Here is a 19,583-nt window from a genome sequence, read left to right on the forward strand (position 1 = left end):
CTCCCTGGGCCTTCGTCGCGATGACATCTGTCGTAGTGGCCTGCGAGGGGTCTGCGCCCGTACTGGCCGTCGACATCGGCGGGACCAAGCTCGAGGCCGGGCTGGTGGATTCCTCCGGCCGCATCCTCGACAGCCGGCGGGCTGCCACGGCGGGTGTCGACGGCGAAGCGCTGTTCGAGGAGCTGATTGGCATCGTCGACCCACTGCTGGCCCTCGGCCCGGTTGTCGGAATCGGCGTGGGCTGCGGTGGCCCGATGACCGGGGGTGGCCTGTTGGTATCTCCGCTGAACATCGGGCAGTGGAGGGACTTCCCGTTGGCCGCGCGGTTGGCCGAGCGGACCGGAGCGGCGGTCGAGGTCGACAACGACGCCAAGGCACTCGCCCTGGGCGAGGGTTGGTGTGGAGCGGCGGTGGGTGAGCGGAACTATCTGGCGATGGTGGTGTCAACCGGGGTCGGCGGCGGCGTGGTCCTGGACGGGCGCCTCCTGGACGGGGCGGCTGGCAATGCCGGGCACGTGGGCCACGTGGTGGTTGACCCTGACGGGCCACCCTGCGCTTGTGGCAACCGGGGCTGCTTGGAGGCGGTCGCCTCTGGACCGGCGATCCAGCGCCAGACCGGAGCGCCCCCTGCCATGGCGACTCCGGAGGTCCGTAGTCGGACCGGCGACCTGGTTGGAAAGGCGGTGGCGACGGTGGTGAACCTTCTTGACCTGCGGCTGGCGGTGGTGGCCGGCTCGGTGGCTCTCGGATTCGGTACCCCGTTCTTCGATGCGGCGCAGAGGCGCTTGGACAGCGAGTGCGGCCTCGAGTTCACCCGTGGAGCGAGGGTCGTTCCCGCCGGCCTGGGTGCGGACGGGCCGCTCCTCGGTGCTGCGGCCGTCTGGCACCATGCCCGGCTGTGGGGCGCCGGGGCCGATGTGGCGGTCGGTTCATGAATGGGTGGATGGTCCGCATCCTGGTTGCCGTGGTACTCCGTCCCAGGCTCTGGTCAGTGTCCGTACGCCAGGCGTTCCGGCTGGCCGGCCGGGGCTGGTGGCATCGTCCCCCGTTCCTTCCTGTGCCGGCGGTTCCCTACGCCCGCTTCCGGGCCATCACCCAGTACGGGGATCCGGATGCCCCGCCGACGGTGGCGGACGTCCTGATCTGGCTGGAGTGGGCCCGACGGTTCCCCGAGGGGGTACGCAGCGGCCTTCCAACAGTCGACTGACGGCGATAGTGGAGGGCGTTGCGATGGGCTGGATCCTGGAACGTCCGACGGGGACGGTGGCCGAGCGGCATGGTCCGATCGGGATGATTGCAGCGAGGTCGCTGCTGGTCCACGAGATAGACCGACCGACCCTGGTGCTGGGCAGCGCCCAGCGGGATGTGTGCGTGGGCCCGGGCATCGACGTCGTCCGGCGACGCTCCGGTGGCGGGGCGGTCCTGCTCCGACCCGACGGCGTGCTCTGGGTCGACGTCCTCCTGCCCCGGAACGACGTCCTGTGGGATGAGGACGTGGGTCGGTCCACCTGGTGGTTGGGCGAGGCGTGGAGCGCGGCGTTGGCCGACCTGGGCATCGACGGCGCGGTCCACCGGGGTCCGCTGGAACCGGGGCCGTGGGGCGACCTGGTCTGCTTCGCCGGAGTGGGACCGGGCGAGGTGCTGGTCGGGGGGCGCAAGTCGGTGGGTATAAGCCAGCGCCGGGACCGCTCGGGGGCCCGTTTCCAGTGTGCGGCCCTCCTGGAGTGGTCGGGGTCGGAGTTGGTCCACCTGCTCGGCCTCACGCCCCCGGAGGAGGCGGAGCGGCATCTGGCAGCGGCGGCCGGTGCCATTCCTGTCCGGTCGGGTCCACTGCTCGAGGCGCTGCTCTCCCACCTGCCCTGACCGGGCCCGGGCCCACCAACGGGACCGCTGGATCCCGTCATCTCCGGCCCTCAGCCTCGGGCCATCTGGAAGTCAGGTTCGTGAACGGCCACCCGTGTGCCCCGGTGGAGGAATCATTTGCTGTGGTGGGAGAAAAAGGGGTAATATGGTGATTAATATCGGAGAAGTGGGGGATCGGAGTGACGCTTCGGCATCCCGGAGGCTTCCGCCGCTCCGACGGGACGTCGACCGGACGAGACGGGAAGGGGAGGAACGGCCATGGCATTCGTGGGAACCCACGAACACTCTCTGGACGAGAAGGGTCGCCTGGTCCTTCCGGCCAAGTTCCGCAGCGACTTCTCGGGTGCCGCCTACCTCACGCCCCATGCGGGATGCCTCGCCCTCTGGACCCCGGAAGGCTTCGACGAAATGCTGTCCCGGCTGAAGGAGCAGATCCGGACCGGCGAGGTGGAGGCCCGGGTACGCCGTGGCCTGGCGTACAACTCCACAACGGTCCGGCCAGATGCCCAGGGTCGCGTGATGATTCCAGAGAAGCTGCGCACCCTCGCCTCCCTCGAACACGAGGTCATGGTCTGCGGGGCCATCGACTGGATCGAGATCTGGAATCCGACGACGTGGTCGGAAATGGCTCCGGGCCTGGACAGGTCGGTTGCCGACGCCTTCCTGCAGGGAATCGGGATCTGACCGATGGGCATCCGACCGAGAGGAAGCGTGAACGACGACACCAGATGACCACGGCGGCCGGTCCACGACCGGCTCGTCCCTGGACCGTCCCCCGGTCGGCAGGATGGGAGGCCCCTACTCCGCCCGCTTGCCATCCAGCCCGATTCGGGGAGACATCCCGACGTGCGCCAGCCGATCGGGGGACGGTCGAAGGACGAGCCGACGGGGTCGGGATCGTCTCGGCCACCGGATCGGCGGAACGGACAATGACGGACCATCGCGATGACGACAGCGGGAGGGGACCGACCGGGTTCCACCACCAGCCGGTGATGGTCGAAGAGGTCCTGGCAGCCCTGGCCGACGTCCCGGGTGGCGTCGTGCTGGACGCCACGGTCGGCGGTGGCGGCCACGCCGAGGCGATCCTGGAGTTCCGCGTTGACCTCCGTGTCGTCGGCCTCGACCGCGACGACCAGGCCCTCGCGGCGACGGAGCGGCGCCTCTCCGGCTTCGGCGATCGGATCCAACTGCGCCGATCGGCGTTCATCGACCTGGGAGGCGTCCTGGACGAGATGGCCATCGATGGCCTTGCCGGCTTCCTGTTCGACCTCGGCGTCTCCTCCCCACAGTTGGACCATGCCGAGCGAGGCTTCAGCTACAGGGATGCCGGACCGTTGGACATGCGAATGGACCGGCGCCAGTCGCTCACCGCAGCCGACGTCGTCAACTGCTACGACGAGCGGGCCCTTACACGCATACTGATCGACAACGCAGATGAACGCCACGCACGTCGTATCGCCAGGGCGGTCATAGCAGCCCGCCCGGTTGCCGACACTGCCCGCCTGGCCGAGGTCGTCCGCGACGCCATCCCCGCACCGGCCCGGCGCAGGGGTGGGCACCCGGCGAAGCGCACCTTCCAGGCCATTCGCATAGAGGTGAACGCCGAGTTGGAGCAGTTGGCTGACTCCCTGGAGGAGGCCATCGGGCGCCTGGTGGCCGGCGGTCGGGGAGCGGTGCTCTCATACCACTCGGGAGAGGACCGGATCGTGAAGCGGTGCTTCGACCTGGCCGCGACCGGTGGCTGCACCTGTCCACCCCGCCTTCCGTGTGCCTGTGGTGCGACGCCGCTGGCCGTGCTCCCTCGTCGTGGTGGCCGGGTTCCCGGCGCCGTCGAGGCGGCAGCCAATCCCCGGGCGGCCAGCGCCCGCCTGAGGGTGCTGGAACGCCGATGACCGCAGTCCTCCGACCGCCCCGGACTGCGCTGGAACGCCGGACCGGCGAGCGCGTGGCCGAGCGGACCACGGCTCGTTCGGCCGTCGGGGTAGCCGGTGCCCTTGCCGTCTTCGGCTTCTTCGCCACGCTGCTCACCCTCGCCGCATTCCACAGCGTGGTGGTGAGCGGGCAGTTCGAGTTCGATCGGCTCCAGCAACGGCTGGAGGACGGCCACGAACGGGCCCAGGTGCTCCGAGCGGAGGTGGCACGCCTCGAGAGCCCGGGTCGGATCCTGGAGGTGGCCGGTGGTCGACTCGGCCTAGTTTACCCGGAGCGCATATTCCTGTATTCGGTGGTGCCGGGCGATCCGTTGACCGTGCTCCCCGCTCCGGTCGGTGACCCCTTTTCCCGGTCCTACCGATGAGTCGGCAACCCGACGGGTCCGCGGCCCTCGGTCGCGGCGCGGCCACATCGGTGCCAGATCGGGAGACCCAGAAGCGCTTCGGCCGCCGGGCCGTCGTCGGCGGCCTGGCGCTCACGCTGGTCGCCGGGCTGTTCGGATGGCGCCTCACCGGGTTGCAGCTCCTGGAACCCGACAGGTTCGTGGCCCATGGCGAGGCCCAGCGCATCAGGACCGTGGAGTTGAGGGCCGGACGCGGGGCGATCGTGGATCGAAACGGCGTCGACCTCGTCCTGTCGGTGCCCGGGCAGTCGATGGTCGCCAACCCGCGGCGTGTGGAGGACCCGACACTGGCGGCCCGAGCTCTGGCCCAGGTGCTGGGAGTCGACCGCGGGGTGTTGGAGCGACGCCTCTCCAGTGACCGGAGCTTCGTCTACCTGGACCGCCAGGTCAGCGACGAGGTCGCCGCCGCCACGCTCGCCCTCGACATCACCGGCGTCTACGTCGAGGAGGAGTGGGTGCGGGTCCGACCCGGTGAGGACTCCGCACTGGCGGTCCTGGGTAGAACGGACATCGACTCCAACGGGATCAGCGGAATGGAACTGGTCTACGACGGCCTCCTGTCCGGGACCGATGGGGAGAAGGTCGTGGAGGTGGGCATGCGGGGTGCGTCCATTCCCGGCGGCGAGTACTCGCTCGAGCCGGCCAGCGACGGACGGACACTCGTGCTCACCCTGGATCGTGCCCTCCAGTTCGAAGCTGAGCGCCTCCTCCTGGAGGGCGTGGACTCCGCCGGTGGGCAGGGCGGAGTCCTGATCGCCATGCGCCCGGCGACCGGCGAGATCCTGGCGTCGGTGACCGTCAAGCGCTCTTCGGACGGCACGGTGCACATCTCCTCCGAGCACCGGTCAGTCACCTGGACCTACGAGCCCGGTTCGATCATCAAACCCCTGACCTTCTCAGCGATCCTGGACCGGGCGGTGGCCGCGCCGCACACCGTGCGCGAGGTGCCACCGCGCCTGGACGTCCACGACGCCACCTTCAGCGATGCACCGTTCCACGAGACCGAGGAGTTCACGGTGGCGGAGATCATGCGCCGTTCCTCGAACGTGGGGACCATCCTGTGGTCCCTGGAGCTCGGGCCCGAGGCGCTCCACGAACAACTCCGCGAGTTCGGTCTCGGATCCGTCACCGACCTGGACTTCCCCGGCGAGGCCCGGGGCATCCTCCCTGCGGTCGGGGAGTGGTCGGGGACCTCGCTGCCCACGATCGCAATCGGACAGGGAGTGTCGACGACCCCACTGCAGATGTTGACTGCCTACGCGGCCCTCGCCAACGGCGGAGTCAGGCCCGCGCCCACCCTGGTCCTCGGAACGCGGGACGATGGGGGGGTGTTCGATCCCCGACGCCCCGGCCCGTCCATGAGAGTCGTGCCCGCCGCTGTGGCTGCCGAGGTCGTGGCAATGATGGAGCAGGTCGTGGCCACCGGTACTGGGACCAGGGGGCAGGTCCCCGGCTACCGGGTTGCCGGTAAGACCGGCACTGCCTGGAAGCCCAGCCCGACCGGCGGCTACGGCAGCAAGGGCGATCGGGCCTACGTGGCCAGCTTCGCAGGATTCCTGCCGGCTGAGGCCCCACAGCTGGCCGTGCTGGTGGTGGTGGACGAGCCCTCCGGGCAGGCGTACTCCGGCGGGAGGGTTGCCGCTCCCGTGTTCGCCCAGTTCGCCCAGTTCGCCGTACGGCAGCTCCGGATCCCCTCGGAGGAGGAACGGGTCGGCCTGGACGAAGAAGGGCGTGTGATCGCCCTCACCCCTGCCCGACACGCGCTCCTCCGTGAGGCTGCCGAAGCGGCGCGGCTCGAGGAATCCGGCGGCGTGGTCGCCTCCTCTGCGACCGGCGGCTGACATGCGGCTCGGCGCCCTGCTCCGGGCCGCCGGGGTCGCCGACCCGGCCATGCCGGCGGATTCGGACGGCCCAGAGGTGGCCGGCGTGGCCCACGACTCCCGCCAGGTCGGGACGGGAGACGTGTTCTGCTGCGTTCCGGGTGCCTCCCACGACGGTCACGACTTTGCGGCGGCAGCCGTGCGGGCCGGTGCCTGCGCTGTGGTCGTTGAACGTCCGCTGGACCTTCCGGTGCCGACCGTCGTGGTCCCGTCCGTTCGGTCCACCATGGCGCTGATGGCCGCAGCCGTCCATGGCTGGCCTTCGCACCAGCTCGAGCTCGTGGGCGTGACCGGAACCAACGGAAAGACCAGCGTCGTCCACCTGCTCACCTCGATCTTTGCCATCGACGGTCGGCGTACCGCAGCCCACGGGACCCTGTCCGGCGGGCGGACCACCCCGGAGGCCACCGACCTGCAGGCGATGCTGGGCCGATGGGTACTGGAAGGCGTCGAGACGGCCGCCGTCGAGGTGTCATCGCATGCGCTCTCCCAACATCGGGTGGACGGCACCCGGTTCGCCCTGGTGGGGTTCACCAACCTGAGTCGGGACCACCTGGACTTCCACGGTTCGATGGCGGACTACGAGGCCGCCAAGGCCAGGCTGTTCGACGGATCCTTCGCCGATCGGGCGGTCGTGGTGGTCGATGGTGCGGCAGGTAGCCGAATTGCCGTTCGGGCGGCGGAGGCCGGGCTTGCGGTGACCGAGGTGACCCAGGGCCCCGCTGAAGGGTCGTTGAGGCCCGACGGTGTCCGGTTCGAGTGGCGGGGTCGTTCCGTCGAGGTGGCCACCGGGGGCCGCTTTACGATAGCCAATGCCCTGGTTGCCGCCGAACTGGCGTCGGCCCTCGGCGTCGTCGATGAGCGGGTGGTCGAAGGCCTGGCTAGCGCTCTGCCCGTACCCGGGCGCTTCGAGCCGGTGTTCCTGGAGGGTGGGCCCACGCTGGTCGTCGATTATGCCCACACCCCGGATGCCCTGTCCGGTGCGCTCGCCACGGCCCGCGAGGTGGCCGGGGGTCGGGTCCTGGTCGTGTTCGGTTGCGGGGGTGAGCGTGACGCTGGAAAGCGTCCGGAGATGGGAGCGGTCGCCGAGACGGGTGCCGACCTGGTGGTCGTGACGTCAGACAACCCGAGGGGTGAACCACCCAGGGGGGTGATCGCGGACATCCTGTCCGGTATGGATCGTGCCCCCGCCCTCATCGAACCCGACCGACGACAGGCAATCGCGGGTGCACTGGCCCTGGCGGAAGTGGACGACCTGGTGCTGGTAGCCGGTAGGGGCCACGAGGACGTCCAGGAGGCGGCGGGACTCCTCACGCCGTTCGACGACCGTACGGTGGCCCGCCAGGAGTGGGCCCGGATGTCCTCCGGAGGTGTCGCCGGATGATCCGGCTCCTCCTCGCTGCGGCGATCGCCATGGCCTCCGCCATGGCCGGCACCAGGGTCCTCATCTGGTGGCTGACGAGGCTGCGGATAGGTCAACCTATTCGGGACGACGGTCCCGAAGGCCATGCCACCAAGGCCGGTACGCCCACCATGGGCGGCCTGGCCATCGTGGGCGGGGCGTTTCTGGGTTACGTCCTGAGCGACCTCTACCGGGGTATCTACACGCGGAGCGGGATCTTCGTGATGCTGGCCATCATGGGCGGTGGCGCCGTAGGCCTGATGGACGACTGGATCAAGGTCGTCCGGGAACGGAGCCTGGGCCTGAACAAGCGGGCCAAGATGCTCGGCCTGCTGGGGGTCGCCGTGACGTTCGCCGTCCTGATGCTGGAGCACGCACCGACTCACACGCAGCTCTCCTTCACACGCTTCGACCAGCCGGGCCTGGAACTCGGGAGCACCCTGTGGGCGGTCTGGGCCGTACTGCTCATCATCGGGTCGGCGAATGCGGTCAACCTCACCGACGGCCTGGACGGCCTGGCGGCCGGCGCCGGCACGTTCTGCTTCGGGGCCTACACGGTGGTGGCCTTCTGGCAGTTCCGCTACCCGGAGACCTACGACGTGGCCCACGCTCTGGACCTGGCGGTGGTGGCCGCGGCCATGGCGGGTGGTTGTCTGGGCTTCCTCTGGTGGAACGCGGCCCCGGCCCGGATCTTCATGGGGGACACCGGCTCCCTGGCAATCGGCACAGGCCTGGCCACGCTGGCCCTGACCACCAACACCCATCTGCTGCTGCCAATCGTGGCCGGGCTGTTCGTGGCCGAGACGGTGTCGGTCATCCTGCAGGTCGGCAGCTTCCGGCTGCTGGGTGGTCGGCGCGTGTTCCGGATGGCCCCGCTGCATCACCACTTCGAGCTGCGCGGCTGGCCTGAGACCACGGTGATCATCCGCTTCTGGATCATGTCCGGACTCTGCACGGCGTTCGGGCTCGGGATCTTCTACGCCGACTCGATCGCCTCCGGGGTGGTGGGCCGGTGAGCGGCCGGGTTCTCGTCCTGGGCCTGGGCGTGACCGGAAGGGCGGTGATGGATGCCCTGGTCCGTCGCGACGTGGAGGTGCTGGGGGTGGATGATCGGCCGGGAGCTGTGGCCCGGGCCTTTGCAGAACGCCTCGCCGTCGAGTTGGTCGAGGCACCGGCCCCCGGGGACTGGCCCCGTCTGGTGGGCCGGGCGACTGAGGTGGTCGTCGCTCCCGGCATACCCGACGGGCATCCGGTCTTCGCCGCGGCGAAGGCCGCAGGCGTCGTGGTCCTGGACGAGTCCGACCTGGCCGCACGCTGGGATGACCGCCCCCGGTGCGCCGTGACCGGGACCAACGGAAAGACGACCGTGGTCACTCTGGTCGCCGACATGCTGGAACGGTCGGGACTCCGTGCCCTGCCGTCGGGCAACACCGACACGCCGCTGGTGGCCGCCATCGACGACGCCGAGGCCGACCTGTTCGTCGTGGAGGCCTCCTCCTTCCGGCTGGGCCACGCCGCCAACTTCGCCGCCTCGCCCGCGGCCTGGTTGAACTTCGCTCCCGACCACCTCGACGTCCACGCCGACCTGGCCTCCTACGAGGATGCCAAGGCCCGGATCTGGGAGGGGATCGCCTCACCCCCCGATGCGGTGGCCAACCTCGGCGACCCGGTGGTGGCCGCCAGGGCGCCTGCTGGGGCGACCGGGTTCGGCACACCGGACGCCGCGTGTCGCATCGAATCGGGGCTCCTGCTGCTGGACGGAAGCCCGGTCGTGGAGGTGGCGGCCCTGCCGCGCTCGATGCCCCATGACCTGGAGAACGCCCAGGCGGCATGTGCCGTGGCCGTCCGGAGCGGTGCCACGGTCGAGGCCTGCGCCGACTCGCTGCGGGGCTTCGGTGGGCTGGAGCACCGCATGTCGTTCGTGGCAGAGGTCGACGGCGTCCGGTACGTGGACGACAGCAAGGCCACGACACCTCACGCAACCCTGACCGCGCTGTCGGGTCTCCCCGGAGCTGTGCTCATCGCCGGCGGTCGCAACAAGGGACTGGACCTCACCCGGCTGGCCGACGGCCGGCCCGGCGCCGTCGTGGCGATCGGGGAGGCAGCCGATGCCGTGGCGGCTGCGTTCGACGGCCGTTGCCCGGTCGTCGTCGCCTCCAGCATGGAGGAGGCCGTCAGGGCGGCCCGACGATCGGCTGCCGGCACCGGAACGGTCCTCCTCTCGCCGGGATGCTCCTCCTTCGACTGGTACGGCTCCTATGCGGACAGGGGACGGGACTTCCAGCGGATCGTCCGGAGCCTCGCCGGAACCGGGGAAGTATGAGGGCGGACGGGGCCGGCGGGGCTGCCATCGGGACCGCGCGGCGGGCCGGGAGGACCAGCGGACCACCGGTCCGCTACCTGGTTCTCTGGTCGACCGCCATGCTCCTGGGCCTCCTGGGAATGGTGATGGTGCTCTCCTCCTCCTCGGTGTCCGACCTCCGGACCTACGGGGACGCCTGGCACCACCTCCGCCGCCAGGTCCTGTGGGTGGCCATCGGCCTGGTGGGCCTGTTCACCATGCTGCACATCGACTACCGGCGACTGAGGAACCTCGCCCGTCCCGGCCTGGTCCTCGCCATCGGTTTTTTGGCGCTGGTGCTGGTTCCCGGGATCGGCATCCGGGCCAACGGGTCGGCTCGTTGGCTCGGCATCGGGACTGTCTCATTCCAGCCGTCCGAGTTCGCCAAGCTGGCGGTGATCGTCTACGGCGCAGCGCTGCTCTCGTCACGACCGGCGACCGCCACCCGCCTGACGCTCGGGCCGATGCTGGTCGTGCTGGCCGGCGTGGGTGGGCTGATCTTCCTCGAGCCTGACATGGGCACGGCGATGATCATGGCGGCCATCGTGGCCTCCATGGTCTTTTTCGCCGGCCTGCGTCTGGGCTCCCTCGCTCTGGCGGGCGTGCTGGGCCTCGGCCTGGCGGCCGGGATGGGCCTCAGCGCCGGTTATCGCCGGGACCGCCTCTTCTCCGTGTTCAATCCGTGGAACGACCCCCTGAACACCGGTTGGCAGACAATCCAGGCCGGCGTGGCCATCTCCAACGGCGGGTTGTGGGGGATGGGCCTCGGTGCCAGTCGGGCCAAGTGGGGCTTCCTCCCGTTCGCCGAGACCGACTTCATCTTCGCCATCGTGGCCGAGGAACTGGGCTTCATCATGGCGATGGCCGTGATCCTCGCCTACCTGGTCCTGGGAACGGTGGGGCTCTCTACGGCGTTCCGTGCACCCGATCGGTTCGGGCAACTCCTGGCCGCCGGGATCACCTCGTGGATCCTCATCCAGGCCTTCGTCAACATCGGTGCCGTCCTGGGCGTGCTTCCCATCACGGGAGTCCCGTTGCCCTTCGTCTCCTACGGCGGGAGCTCGATGGTGCTGACCCTGACGGCCTTCGGGATCCTCCTGAACGTGGCCCGGCAGTCGCGGTGAGCGCTAGGCGGGCAGATCGGATCGACGGACCGGTCCGCGGGGGAATAGTGATCGCCGGGGGCGGGACGGCCGGGCACGTCCTGCCCGGATTGGCCGTGGCCGACGCCCTGGTCGAACGGGGTGTCGTCGCAGGACCCGGGGAGGTGCACCTCGTCGGGAGTCAACGAGGGATCGAGGTTGACCTGGTTCCCGCGGCCGGATTCGGCCTGACCGTCCTGGGTGGTCGTGGCGTCCAGCGTCGCCTGACGCCGGCCAACGTCGGAGCACTCGTGGGCCTGGCCGCCGGCGTGCTCAGGGCGTTCCTTCTCCTCATGCGGGCCCGGCCCCGGGCCGTGCTCTCACTCGGTGGCTATGCCAGCATCCCCTGCGGGCTGGCGGCCGTCGCCCTGCGCGTTCCGCTCCTGGTCGCCGAGCAGAACGCGGTGCCCGGAGCGGCCAACCGCCTCCTGGGCCGGTTCGCCCGGGTCTGCGCCGTCTCGTTCGCCGGCACGCCCCTGCCGCGAGCCGAGCTGACCGGGAACCCCGTACGTGCCCGGATCCGCTTGGAAGCCGGCGGCAGGAGGACCGGACGGGGGAGCCTCGGGCTGGAGGGCCGTCCCCTCCTCGTCGTCTTTGGTGGTTCGCTGGGCGCCCGTCGGATCAACCGGGCCGTGGCTGGCTTCGTCGAGGGCTGGACGGGCGGGCCTCTCGTGGTCAGCCACGTGGTGGGTGCCCGTGGATGGTCGGCCGGCGAGATGGCGACAGCTGTGCCTACGGATGTCGAGTACAGGGCCGTGGAGTACGAACACGACCTGCCGACGCTGTTGGCCGCCGCCGACCTCGTGCTCTGCCGGTCTGGTGCCACATCGATCGCCGAGATCACGGTCCTCGGGGTGCCATCCGTCCTGGTTCCGCTGCCCGGGGCTCCCGGCGACCACCAGACGGCCAACGCCCGGCACCTGGTCGAGGCCGGCGGGGCCCTGCTGTTCCCGGACGACGAGCTCGACGGCCCGGCCCTCGCCGAGCTCCTGGGACCCCTTCTCGCCGATCCCGAGCGCCTGGGGACCATGGCCGCGGCCGCCCGAGCTGCGGGACGGCCGGAGGCTGCCGACCGGCTGGCCGACCTCATCGCCCACCACGCGGCTCCCCGGCGTGAGGATGGGCCCGATGCCTGAACCCATGCTCGACCTGTCGGCTCCGACGCACGTACACGTGGTCGGTGTTGGGGGAGCCGGCATGAGCGCCATCGCTGAAGTTTTGGTGTCCATGGGGCACACGGTGAGCGGGTCCGACCTGAAGGCATCCTCCGGCCTGGAACGCCTGGCCGCCCTGGGCGTGGACGTGCGGGTGGGGCACGCGGCCGACCAGGTCGGCGGCGCGGACCTGGTGACCCGGTCCACGGCGGTGCCCGATGGCAACCCCGAGTGCCGGGCCGCTATCGAACGTGGGATCCCCCTGCTCAGCCGGGCGGAGGTGCTGGGGGCCATCAGCGGCCTGCGCGACACGATCGCCGTGGCCGGCACCCACGGGAAGACCACGACGGCGTCCATGCTGGCCCTGGTACTCCGAGAGGCCGGGCTCCGTCCGTCGTTCATCATCGGAGGCGACGTCAACGAGATCGGGACGGGTGCGGCCTGGGACGAGGGAAGCATCTTCGTGGTGGAGGCCGACGAGAGCGATGGCTCGTTCCTCCGGTTGTCCACCCGGTACGGGCTGGTCACCAACCTCGAGCCGGACCACCTGGAGCACCACGGGGGCTTCGAGGCACTCCTGGAGGCCTTCGACCGGTTCGTCGAAGCTGTCGAGGGCCCGGTTGTGGTCGGCGTGGACGACGAGGAGGGGGCTGCCCTGGCCGCCCGGCACGGAACCGGGACCGTGGGCACCTCCGACGGGGCCGACTGGCGGCTCTTCGACGTGCAGGAGTCCTGGGAGGGTGTCCGGTTCACCCTGGCCGGGCCAACCACCGGTGCGTTCAGCCTGGAGCTGCCGGTCCCCGGCCTCCACAACGCGCGGAATGCCGCCGCGGCGGCGGCTGTCGCCGTCCACGCCGGGGCGGACCCGTCGGACGTGGCCGGTGCGTTGGCGCGTTTCGGTGGCGTGGCCCGCCGGTTCGAGCACCGGGGCCAGGTTGGCGGGGTGGTCCTCGTGGACGACTACGCGCACCTCCCGACGGAGGTCGTGGCGACGCTGGAAACCGCCAGGAGCGGTGGGTTCGCCCGGATCGTGGCGGTGTTCCAGCCGCACCGGTTCAGTCGCACCGAGGCCCTCTGGTCGTCGTTCGGTGAATCCTTCGATGGTTCCGACGTGCTCTACGTGACCGACGTGTACCCCTCGGGTGAGGCGCCCCGACCAGGCGTGTCGGGCCGCCTCGTGGTGGACGCGGTCCTGCGCGACCGACCGGGGATGGACGTTCGGTACGTGGCCCGTCGGGAGGACCTGGTGGCCGCCCTGGCCTCCGAGCTCCGGGACGGGGACCTCTGCCTGACCATGGGCGCCGGTGACCTCACCGCCGTGCCCGACCAGCTCCGGGTGAGGCTGGGAGTCGGTTGACGTGGACGGGTTGTCGGCACTGCAGGCGGCGCTGGTCGAAGCTGGCCTCTCCGGCGGCATGCGTCGGGACCATCCGATCGGAGCCCTCACGACCTACCGGGTGGGCGGTCCGGCCGCTGGCTTCGTCCGCCCGGCAGACGAGGGCGAGTTGGAGGCGGTCGCCGGGGCCGCGGCGACCGTCGGGGTGGAGGTCCTGGTGGTGGGGCGGGGTTCGAACCTGCTGGTGGCGGACCGGGGCTTTGCCGGCCTCGCCGTCCAGCTGGGCACGGGATTCGAGTCGGTCGACGTCTCCGGGACGTCGGTGACGGCCGGCGGGGCGACCAGCCTCCCGGTCCTGGCGAGGAGGACCGTGGCGGACGGCCTCGCCGGCTTCGAGTGGGCTGTAGGGGTGCCCGGCTCGATTGGCGGAGCGGTACGGATGAACGCGGGCGGACACGGTTCCGACATGTCCTCGGTCCTAGTTACGGCGACCACGCTCGACCTGGCCACCGGGGTGGTAAGGGTGCGTCCGGCCGACGGGCTGGCGCTCGGATACCGGTCGTCGGACATCGGTGCGTCGGAGGTCGTGACCTCGGCGGAGCTGCGCCTCACGGTGGGCGAGCGTGTCGTCGGCGAGGAGCGGCTGGCTGGAATCGTGAGATGGCGGAGGGAGAACCAACCGGGCGGCCAGAACTCAGGCTCCGTGTTCACCAACCCAGCGGGAGACTCGGCCGGCCGCCTGATCGATGCGGCCGGCCTGAGGGGCCGTCGACTCGGCTCGGCGGTCGTCTCGGAGCGTCACGCCAACTTCATCCAGGCGGACGAGGGGGGTTCGGCCGACGACGTGAGGAGCCTCATGGACGAGGTGGTACGCCGGGTCGCCGAGGTCCATGGAGTCCGACTGGTCCCCGAGACGGTGATGGTCGGGTTCGAGGAATGACCTCCGACGCCGACGTCGAGGCGGCGGCATCCGGAGCCCGTCGGCTCTGGTGGGTGTGGACCCTTTTGGCCTGTGTCGTGCTCCTCGCCGGGGCCTATGCGTCGACCCGGACCGAGCTGCTGGACGTGGACGAGGTGCTCGTCGACATCGCGGGCGACCACCTCGACCCGGCGCTGGTCGTGGCGGTGTCCGGGATCAGAGCGGGATCCCCCCTGTCCTCCGTGTCGCCGGACGCGGTGGCACGCCGGGTGGCCTCCCTGGCCTGGGTAGCCGAGGTGGTCGTCGAGCGCGACTGGCCCGGAACGGTCCGGATCTGGATCGTGGAGCGCAAGGCGATCGTCAATGCGGTCGACCTGGAGGGACGCCGGGGGCTGCTGGACCGTGCGGGGACGATCCTCGAGGTTCGGGCGACGGAAGCCGGCCTGCCTACCGTGAGGGTGGACCACCTGGGCGTTCCGGGTACCCGCATGACGGGGATCGACCCGCTGCTGGATGCGGCGTCAGCGGTGCCCCCCGACCTGGGGGCGTGGATCGTCGCCCTGGTCCCGACAGGCAATGGCATCAGGGCCGAGCTGGTCGGAGGGGTGGATGCCGAGTTGGGACTAGGTGACGACTACCGGGACGAGCTGCGGTCCCTGGCCACGGTGCTGGCCCGGGTGGAGTTGTCGTGCATCGTGTCGATCGACGTCTCGGTCCACGCCAATCCGGTGGTGCTCCGCGACGAGTACCGGTGCTCCTGATCGCCCGGGCGCCGGGTTGACGATCTACGACCACCCCTCGTAGTCTCCTGACCACTGATCGGGGTTGAGGAGAAATAACCCTCAAGCTCTACTTTAGGGTGCGGGATAGGCCCGGACCATGCGACCAAGGGATCGAGATGGCACCGATGGTGGGTAACCCGCAGAACTATCTGGCAGTGATCAAGGTCGTCGGCGTCGGCGGCGGCGGCGTGAACGCCGTCAACCGGATGATCGACGCCGGCTTGAAGGGTGTCGAGTTCATCGCCGTCAACACCGATGCGCAGGCGCTCCTCATGAGCGATGCCGATGTCAAGTTGGACATCGGACGGGATATCACCCGGGGCCTTGGAGCGGGCAGTGATCCGGAGATCGGTCGCCAGGCGGCAGAGGCCCACCGTGCCGAGTTCGAGGAGGTGCTGGAGGGCGCCGACATGGTCTTCATCACGGCCGGCGAGGGCGGCGGCACCGGAACCGGAGGTGCCCCGATCGTCGCCGAGGTCGCAAAGGCCACGGGGGCCCTGACCATAGGGGTCGTGACCCGCCCCTTCAGCTTCGAGGGCAGGCGTCGCTCCATCCAGGCCGAGCAGGGCATCGTGCAGCTCAAGGACGTGGTCGACACCCAGATCGTCGTGCCCAACGATCGACTCCTGGACGTCTCCGACGAGAAGACGGCCCTCCTGAGTGCCTTCGAGACGGCGGACGAGATTCTCCTCCAGGGAGTTCAGGGAATCACCACGCTGATCACCACACCCGGCCTCATCAACACCGACTTCGCCGACGTGAAGTCCGTGATGGAGGGCGCCGGATCGGCGCTGATGGGAGTGGGACAGGCCACAGGCGAGGGCCGGGCGCTGAACGCCGCGCGCAAGGCCATCTCCAACGCCCTGCTGGAGTCCTCCATCGAGGGAGCACGGGGCATCCTCCTGAACATCTCCGGTCCAAGGGACCTCGGCCTCTTCGAGGTGAACGAGGCGGCCGGCGTGGTCCATGGCGTCGCCCACCCGGACGCAAACATCATCTTCGGGGCGGTGGTCGACGACGAGATGGGTGCAGACGTCAGGGTGACGGTCATCGCCGCCGGGTTCGATCGCTGGGACGGTGACCGTCCGGCGTCCGCACCGATCCGCCCGCTGACGGGCGACGACTCCATCACCGACGTGTTCGCCGAGGGCGGCGACGACCTCGACGTTCCGAGCTTCCTCAAGTAGGGGTCGATGGCCAGGGAACTGGCCCGACGGAGTCTCCCGTCGGGCCGGACGGCCCGGGTTGTCATGTCCGAGGCCGCCGACGGCGATATGGCCGTCGGCGGCCCGGAGGACATCCTCGCCCATCGTCGACAGGGCCTCGTCCCGGGTCCCTGGACGTGGCTCCACCAGGTTCACGGCACGGTCGTGGTCGAGGCACTCGAACCGGGAGGCGCGGCTGGTAGCACCGCCGATGCCGCGGTGACGACGGCCAACGGTGCCCCGATCGCCGTCCAGGTGGCCGACTGCGTACCGGTGGCCCTCCTGGGGGCGGACGGCTTGGCAATCGCCCACGCGGGGTGGCGGGGCCTGCGGAACGGGGTCCTGGAACGGACGGCCGAGGTCCTTGCCACCGTCTCCGACGGTCCCACCGAGGCGGTGGTCGGCCCCCATATCGGAGCCTGCTGCTACGGGTTCGGCGACCGAGACCTCGACGACGTGGTCGAGCGCCTGGGTCCGACGGCCCGGGCACGGACGACCGACGCCGGGCCGGCGCTCGACCTCGCCGCAGGGGTGGGACACGTGCTGGCCGCGTTGGGCATCCCGCTTGCCGTGGTGGACGGAAGCTGCACCTCGTGCGACGAGCGGTACTGGTCGTTCCGGGCCACCGGCACGTCACGACGCCAGGCCATGGTGGCCTGGATCGAACCGGCAGGCTGATGACCGGCACCTCGCTTGACCGGGCGGCGGTCGTCGACCGGATCCTGGCCATGGACGAGCGACTGCTGAGGCTCAGCGGAGGTCGGACACGGCTCCTGCCGGTGACCAAGGCCTTCGGCCCCGAGGCTGTCGAGGCCGTTCTCGCTGCCGGCCATGTGGCGGTGGGCGAGAACTACGCACAGGAACTCCTCGCCAAGCACGAGGCGCTCGCCGGCCTCCCGATCGCCTGGCACATGATCGGCGGCGTCCAGCGCAACAAGGTTCGTGGCCTGGCCGGAGTCGTGGCCCTCTGGCAGACGGTCGACCGACCGGCCCTGGTGGCCGAGGTGGCCCGGCGGTCACCCGGTGATCGGATCCTCCTGCAGGTCGACTGCCTCGGGATGCCCGGCAGGGGAGGATGCCCACCGGACGAGGTCGAGTCCCTGGCAGCCGGCGCCGTCGCCGCTGGCCTTGAGGTTGCGGGGCTCATGACGGTCGGAGCGCCCGGAGACGGCGACGAAACCGGGCGGGCGTTTCGGACGGTGGCCCGGCTGGCCGACGACCTGGGGCTCGAGGAGCGGTCCATGGGAATGTCGGACGACCTGGAGATGGCCATCGACCACGGCTCGACGATGGTCCGCATCGGTCGTGCGCTGTTCGGCGACCGGGTGGTATGCCAGGACTCCTGAGGGGCGGGTCCCCGGTGTACTCATCGGTCGGGGTTGGCCCGGTACGATCGGTAATGTCCTCAACTCGATGGTCGACCGACGGCGCCGGATGAGCAGGTGCAGATGAAGAAGATCATGATGTGGTTGGGCCTCGGCCCGGACGAGGCCTACGACGACTACGGCGATGAGCCGACGCTCCGCGGACCGCTCTCCTCGACCGAGTTCGCCGAGGCCCGTGCCGCTGCGGAAACCGGAGGCACCGTCAGCCCGCTGCACACCAGGGCGCCCAGTTCCAGGACGGTGCGTACCCTTCCCGCCGAGCCGACGGGGACGGTCCGTCCGTTGCAGCCGGCGGTGACGGCCAAGCCCACGACCGTCTCACCATCGTCCTTCAACGACGTACAGGAGATGGCCGACCGGTTCATCGCCAAGCAGCCGGTGATCGTGAACCTGCAGGGCGTCGATGCTGACCTCTCCCGACGGATCATCGACTTCGCCAGCGGCGTCTGCTACGGCGGCGTGGGCCAGATGGAACGGATCACGCATCAGGTGTACCTGATGACTCCATCGGACGTCGAGGTGTCGGCGGAGGATCGTCGGCGCCTCACCGACTGACCTGTGACCATCGTCTGTTCGCTCATCCAGCTCTACGTCCTGCTGCTGGTGGTGCGTGTCGTCATGAGCTGGTTTCCCATTTCGCCGAACGGCCCGGCGGAGACGGTCGCCGGGTTCCTCTACATGGTGACCGATCCGGTTCTCGTGCCGTTGCGCCGGCTCCTGCCTCCGGTGCGCATGGGGGCCATGGCCCTGGACCTCTCGCCGATCGTGGCCTTCTTCGCCCTCACGGTGCTGAGGGGCATTCTCTGCAGCTGATCCGGCGGTCCCTGGAGGTGCCGGGCGGCGTACTGAGGTGCACGGAGCGGGGCGGTCACCGGCGGTAGTCTCAGGCGATGGACGAGCACATTCTGCACGACCTCGACGAGGTGCAGTTCGGCACCAGGATGCGGGGCTACGACCAGGTCGAGGTGGACGCTCTCCTGGATCGGGCCCGGCGTGAGATCGACCAACTGAGGACGTCGCTACGACGGGCCGACGAGCGGGTCGAGCTGGCCGAACAGCAGTTGGCCGACGAGTTGGACGCCGCCCGTACCGCCCGGGCCGAGGCCGAGGCCGGCATCGCAACGGCTGTTGCAGAATCGGCTGGGATCGTCGCCGAGGCCCGCGCCGAGGCGGCTGACCTCCGTGCGGCGGCCGACGCCGAGATCCGAACTGCAATCGAGGCCGGCCGCAGCCGGATGCTGGACGAGATCGCCTCCCTGCAGGCGGATCGGGACCTGCTGGGTGAGGGCATAGAGGTGACGGCACAACACGTGGCGGCCCACCGGGACCGCCTGCTGCGGGCCGTCGGGGACCTGCGCTCCATCCTGGATGACATCGAGGAGCGTCCACCCGTGGTGAGCGAACCCGAACCGGCCGCTACCGATCCTCCAGCCCGGCCACCGCAATCCACCGTCGGCCAGGCAACCCCTCCGACCCGGGCAGTCACTCGCCTTCGGCCGGTCCCACTCCTGCCGGGTGGCGTGGGCGGCCGTGAGGAAGACCTGGACGCCTTCTTCGCCGACGACGGGTCCTGACCACCCGCACGATCCCACCGGATGCTCGGATCCACCGGTACGCTCCTCGGCCCACCGGCTTCTGTTCCGGTCCAAGACCGTTGAGCAGGCGGACTCCGGGAGGAGAGGCGATGGCTGAGAAGACCAGGGTGAGCAGGAAGGCTCCCGCAGCCAAGAAGGCTCCTGCCAGCAAGGCTCCCGCAGCCAAGAAGGCTCCAGCAAACAAGAAAACTCAAGCCACGCCGGATCCTAAAAACAAAAAAGCTGGAGCGGCGGAGGGTGCTGG

21 protein-coding genes are annotated in these 19,583 nt (G+C 70.1%); all 21 read left to right on the top strand.

The window, feature by feature from the left end:
- The first annotated feature begins 20 nt into the window (after positions 1–20).
- The 21 genes from MK177_06530 to MK177_06630 all read left to right on the top strand — a co-directional run bounded on the left by MK177_06530 (position 21) and on the right by MK177_06630 (position 19,318).
- A complete protein-coding gene (locus MK177_06530) occupies positions 21–935 on the top strand; it encodes an ROK family protein (protein ID MCH2426974.1) in 915 nt (304 codons plus the stop codon).
- Between the two features lie 8 nt (positions 936–943).
- A complete protein-coding gene (locus MK177_06535) occupies positions 944–1,207 on the top strand; it encodes a hypothetical protein (GenBank protein ID MCH2426975.1) in 264 nt (87 codons plus the stop codon).
- A gap of 83 nt (positions 1,208–1,290) precedes the next feature.
- Positions 1,291–1,863 carry a hypothetical protein gene (locus MK177_06540; protein ID MCH2426976.1) on the top strand — a complete coding sequence of 191 codons (573 nt, stop codon included), beginning with the start codon at positions 1,291–1,293 and terminating at the stop codon, positions 1,861–1,863.
- 258 nt (positions 1,864–2,121) lie between these two features.
- Positions 2,122–2,547: a hypothetical protein gene (locus MK177_06545; protein ID MCH2426977.1), complete on the top strand. Its 426-nt coding sequence runs from the start codon at positions 2,122–2,124 to the stop codon at positions 2,545–2,547.
- 245 nt (positions 2,548–2,792) lie between these two features.
- Positions 2,793–3,755, top strand: coding sequence for a 16S rRNA (cytosine(1402)-N(4))-methyltransferase RsmH (gene rsmH / locus MK177_06550; protein MCH2426978.1), 963 nt, complete (start codon positions 2,793–2,795; stop codon positions 3,753–3,755).
- On the top strand, positions 3,752–4,159 hold the full coding sequence (locus MK177_06555) for a septum formation initiator family protein (GenBank protein ID MCH2426979.1): 408 nt from the start codon (positions 3,752–3,754) through the stop codon (positions 4,157–4,159). The genes rsmH and MK177_06555 overlap by 4 nt, the downstream gene beginning before the upstream one ends.
- Positions 4,160–4,209: 50 nt before the next feature.
- Positions 4,210–6,039, top strand: a complete 1,830-nt coding sequence (locus MK177_06560) for a penicillin-binding protein 2 (GenBank protein ID MCH2426980.1) — start codon at positions 4,210–4,212, stop codon at positions 6,037–6,039.
- A gap of 1 nt (position 6,040) precedes the next feature.
- A complete protein-coding gene (locus MK177_06565; protein ID MCH2426981.1) occupies positions 6,041–7,462 on the top strand; it encodes a UDP-N-acetylmuramoyl-L-alanyl-D-glutamate--2,6-diaminopimelate ligase in 1,422 nt (473 codons plus the stop codon).
- Positions 7,459–8,496, top strand: coding sequence for a phospho-N-acetylmuramoyl-pentapeptide-transferase (gene mraY, locus MK177_06570; GenBank protein MCH2426982.1), 1,038 nt, complete (start codon positions 7,459–7,461; stop codon positions 8,494–8,496). Before MK177_06565 ends, mraY begins: the two co-directional genes overlap by 4 nt.
- Positions 8,493–9,803: a UDP-N-acetylmuramoyl-L-alanine--D-glutamate ligase gene (gene murD, locus MK177_06575; protein MCH2426983.1), complete on the top strand. Its 1,311-nt coding sequence runs from the start codon at positions 8,493–8,495 to the stop codon at positions 9,801–9,803. The genes mraY and murD overlap by 4 nt, the downstream gene beginning before the upstream one ends.
- Positions 9,800–10,945, top strand: coding sequence for a putative lipid II flippase FtsW (gene ftsW, locus MK177_06580; GenBank protein MCH2426984.1), 1,146 nt, complete (start codon positions 9,800–9,802; stop codon positions 10,943–10,945). The genes murD and ftsW overlap by 4 nt, the downstream gene beginning before the upstream one ends.
- Entirely contained in the window at positions 10,942–12,099 is a 1,158-nt protein-coding gene (locus tag MK177_06585; protein MCH2426985.1) for a UDP-N-acetylglucosamine--N-acetylmuramyl-(pentapeptide) pyrophosphoryl-undecaprenol N-acetylglucosamine transferase, read from the top strand. Before ftsW ends, MK177_06585 begins: the two co-directional genes overlap by 4 nt.
- On the top strand, positions 12,092–13,474 hold the full coding sequence (gene murC, locus MK177_06590; GenBank protein MCH2426986.1) for a UDP-N-acetylmuramate--L-alanine ligase: 1,383 nt from the start codon (positions 12,092–12,094) through the stop codon (positions 13,472–13,474). The genes MK177_06585 and murC overlap by 8 nt, the downstream gene beginning before the upstream one ends.
- A gap of 1 nt (position 13,475) precedes the next feature.
- Complete coding sequence (murB, locus tag MK177_06595; GenBank protein MCH2426987.1) at positions 13,476–14,393, top strand: UDP-N-acetylmuramate dehydrogenase; 918 nt, start codon at positions 13,476–13,478, stop codon at positions 14,391–14,393.
- Positions 14,390–15,133 carry an FtsQ-type POTRA domain-containing protein gene (locus MK177_06600; protein MCH2426988.1) on the top strand — a complete coding sequence of 248 codons (744 nt, stop codon included), beginning with the start codon at positions 14,390–14,392 and terminating at the stop codon, positions 15,131–15,133. Before murB ends, MK177_06600 begins: the two co-directional genes overlap by 4 nt.
- Before the next feature lie 137 nt (positions 15,134–15,270).
- Positions 15,271–16,341, top strand: coding sequence for a cell division protein FtsZ (gene ftsZ / locus MK177_06605; GenBank protein MCH2426989.1), 1,071 nt, complete (start codon positions 15,271–15,273; stop codon positions 16,339–16,341).
- A gap of 6 nt (positions 16,342–16,347) precedes the next feature.
- A complete protein-coding gene (locus MK177_06610) occupies positions 16,348–17,037 on the top strand; it encodes a polyphenol oxidase family protein (GenBank protein ID MCH2426990.1) in 690 nt (229 codons plus the stop codon).
- Entirely contained in the window at positions 17,037–17,705 is a 669-nt protein-coding gene (locus MK177_06615; GenBank protein ID MCH2426991.1) for an alanine racemase, read from the top strand. The genes MK177_06610 and MK177_06615 overlap by 1 nt, the downstream gene beginning before the upstream one ends.
- A 102-nt stretch (positions 17,706–17,807) precedes the next feature.
- A complete protein-coding gene (locus MK177_06620) occupies positions 17,808–18,299 on the top strand; it encodes a cell division protein SepF (GenBank protein MCH2426992.1) in 492 nt (163 codons plus the stop codon).
- A gap of 3 nt (positions 18,300–18,302) precedes the next feature.
- Positions 18,303–18,557, top strand: a complete 255-nt coding sequence (locus tag MK177_06625) for a YggT family protein (protein ID MCH2426993.1) — start codon at positions 18,303–18,305, stop codon at positions 18,555–18,557.
- Positions 18,558–18,634: 77 nt separating this feature from the next.
- On the top strand, positions 18,635–19,318 hold the full coding sequence (locus MK177_06630; protein MCH2426994.1) for a DivIVA domain-containing protein: 684 nt from the start codon (positions 18,635–18,637) through the stop codon (positions 19,316–19,318).
- Positions 19,319–19,583 lie beyond the last annotated feature (265 nt).

It is taken from the genome of Acidimicrobiales bacterium (genome assembly GCA_022452145.1).
In the GTDB taxonomy this organism is placed as follows: Bacteria; Actinomycetota; Acidimicrobiia; order Acidimicrobiales; family MedAcidi-G1; genus UBA9410.

What these genes read in the sequence shown, in the direction of transcription:
- ftsZ (MCH2426989.1), top strand. Translation starts at nt 15,271, where the DNA reads ATGGCACCGATGGTGGGTAACCCGCAGAACTATCTGGCAGTGATCAAG.
- MK177_06530 (MCH2426974.1), top strand. Translation starts at nt 21, where the DNA reads ATGACATCTGTCGTAGTGGCCTGCGAGGGGTCTGCGCCCGTACTGGCC.
- mraY (MCH2426982.1), top strand. Translation starts at nt 7,459, where the DNA reads ATGATCCGGCTCCTCCTCGCTGCGGCGATCGCCATGGCCTCCGCCATG.
- MK177_06555 (MCH2426979.1), top strand. Translation starts at nt 3,752, where the DNA reads ATGACCGCAGTCCTCCGACCGCCCCGGACTGCGCTGGAACGCCGGACC.
- murC (MCH2426986.1), top strand. Translation starts at nt 12,092, where the DNA reads ATGCCTGAACCCATGCTCGACCTGTCGGCTCCGACGCACGTACACGTG.
- MK177_06630 (MCH2426994.1), top strand. Translation starts at nt 18,635, where the DNA reads ATGGACGAGCACATTCTGCACGACCTCGACGAGGTGCAGTTCGGCACC.
- MK177_06540 (MCH2426976.1), top strand. Translation starts at nt 1,291, where the DNA reads ATGATTGCAGCGAGGTCGCTGCTGGTCCACGAGATAGACCGACCGACC.
- rsmH (MCH2426978.1), top strand. Translation starts at nt 2,793, where the DNA reads ATGACGGACCATCGCGATGACGACAGCGGGAGGGGACCGACCGGGTTC.
- MK177_06565 (MCH2426981.1), top strand. Translation starts at nt 6,041, where the DNA reads ATGCGGCTCGGCGCCCTGCTCCGGGCCGCCGGGGTCGCCGACCCGGCC.
- ftsW (MCH2426984.1), top strand. Translation starts at nt 9,800, where the DNA reads ATGAGGGCGGACGGGGCCGGCGGGGCTGCCATCGGGACCGCGCGGCGG.
- MK177_06615 (MCH2426991.1), top strand. Translation starts at nt 17,037, where the DNA reads ATGACCGGCACCTCGCTTGACCGGGCGGCGGTCGTCGACCGGATCCTG.
- MK177_06600 (MCH2426988.1), top strand. Translation starts at nt 14,390, where the DNA reads ATGACCTCCGACGCCGACGTCGAGGCGGCGGCATCCGGAGCCCGTCGG.
- MK177_06610 (MCH2426990.1), top strand. Translation starts at nt 16,348, where the DNA reads ATGGCCAGGGAACTGGCCCGACGGAGTCTCCCGTCGGGCCGGACGGCC.
- MK177_06620 (MCH2426992.1), top strand. Translation starts at nt 17,808, where the DNA reads ATGAAGAAGATCATGATGTGGTTGGGCCTCGGCCCGGACGAGGCCTAC.
- MK177_06545 (MCH2426977.1), top strand. Translation starts at nt 2,122, where the DNA reads ATGGCATTCGTGGGAACCCACGAACACTCTCTGGACGAGAAGGGTCGC.
- MK177_06535 (MCH2426975.1), top strand. Translation starts at nt 944, where the DNA reads ATGGTCCGCATCCTGGTTGCCGTGGTACTCCGTCCCAGGCTCTGGTCA.